Genomic DNA, 1,484 nt, shown 5'->3' with positions numbered 1-1,484 from the left:
GGAGAGGGGCGGGATGAGCCCTCGCCCTCGAGCTGGGTGTCGCCAGCCGGTCAGGCCGGGCTCGGCTGCGGGATCGGGAGGAGCTTTGCGAGCTTCCTCAGGTTCTGGGCGGCGGCTGCGAGGTGGAACTCGTCTCTTGCTCCGTTCGGCCCTCGCAGCCGGAGGCGGTCCAGCTTCAGGATACGCTTGAGGTGGGCAAACAGCATCTCAACCTTCTTGCGCTCGCGCCGCGAGGTTTTGCCTTCCTCGGAGCGCGCGATGTCGCGGGCCATGTCCCGCGCGCCCTCGTAGATCGAGCGCGGAACCTTACGCACCGCCTCGTTCGGGCAGCACCGCGCCTTCAACGGGCATGGCGCGCAGTCGAACTTGCTCGCGCGGTACAGCAGCGTCGCCCCGTCATTGACTAGGGTGCCGGTCGTGGTCAGCACTTGGCCCGCCGGGCAGCGGTAGACGTCGCCCGGCTGGTCATAGGTAAAGTCGGCGCGTGAGAAGGTGCCGTCGGTGCGGGCCGACTTGTCGAACACGCTGATATGCGGCTCGATGCCCTGCTCGTAGACGAGCCAGCCCAGCATCGCGGCCGAACCGTAACCGCTGTCGCCGGCAAGCCGGGCCGGATAGAGGTCGAAGCGCTCGCGCGAACGCGCGATCATGCGTTTAGCCGCTGTGACCTCGGCTTGCCGGATGGCCGTGGTCGCCTCGACGTCGACGATGATCGCGTGGTCGAGGTCGATCAGATAGTTGGCTGTGTAGGCGAAGAACGCCTGCCCGCCGTGCGCTCCGGTCCAGCGCGCGGCCGGATCGGCGGGCGAGATGAACTTGGGCGGCACCGGCGTTGCGGCCCCGAAGGCGGCCTCGTCGAGGACGGCGAGGTACTCCTGAGCGGCGCGGCTCACGACCTCAGGCGGCAGGCCGGCAGAGCCTTCGACCCCCTTCTGCCGATTGGCATCGGCTCTGATCAGGCTGCCATCGACGGCAAAGCCTTCGCCACCCACGAGGCCCTCGGCGATGCAGCGAGCGAGCACAGTCTCGAACAGACGACGCAGGAGGTCACTGTCGCGGAAGCGGCCATGGCGGTTCTTTGAGAAGGTGGAATGATCCGGCACCCGGCCGTCGAGTCCGAGCCGGCAGAACCAGCGGTAGGCGAGGTTGAGGTGGACCTCGTCGCACAGCCGGCGCTCCGAGCGGATGCCGAGGCAGTAGCCGACGATCAGCATGCGGATCATCAACTCGGGATCGACGGAGGGGCGGCCCGTCGAAGCGTAGAACGGGGCTAGCTCCTGGCGCAGGCCGGCAAGGTCGACGAAGCGGTCGATGGAGCGAAGCAGATGGTCGGCGGGAACGTGAGTGTCGAGCGAGAACTCGTAGAACAAGGCACCCTGCTCGACTTGCCGAGGTCCCATCATCTGCTTCGATCTCCGTCTCTCGACAGGAGTGAATCACCTCATCACAACCGCTGCAACACCCGAGTTTTTCAACAGAATCGA

Annotated in this window: 1 protein-coding gene; it reads right to left on the bottom strand. The window is 66.5% G+C overall.

What is annotated here, in order from left to right; all coding sequences use genetic code 11:
- Positions 1-50: 50 nt before the first annotated feature.
- Positions 51-1,403 carry a transposase gene (locus tag MKL20_RS31595; protein ID WP_244039999.1) on the bottom strand — a complete coding sequence of 451 codons (1,353 nt, stop codon included), beginning with the start codon at positions 1,401-1,403 and terminating at the stop codon, positions 51-53.
- Positions 1,404-1,484: the final 81 nt, after the last annotated feature.

Source organism: Methylobacterium sp. E-066, from assembly GCF_022829635.1.
GTDB lineage: Bacteria > Pseudomonadota > Alphaproteobacteria > Rhizobiales > Beijerinckiaceae > Methylobacterium.
The sequence above is the reverse complement of the archived record's forward strand: the minus strand, read 5'-3'. Positions and strand labels throughout refer to the sequence as shown.

Bases quoted from the DNA above. Each gene is read 5' to 3' on its own strand.
- MKL20_RS31595 (WP_244039999.1), bottom strand. From the start codon at position 1,403: ATGATGGGACCTCGGCAAGTCGAGCAGGGTGCCTTGTTCTACGAGTTC.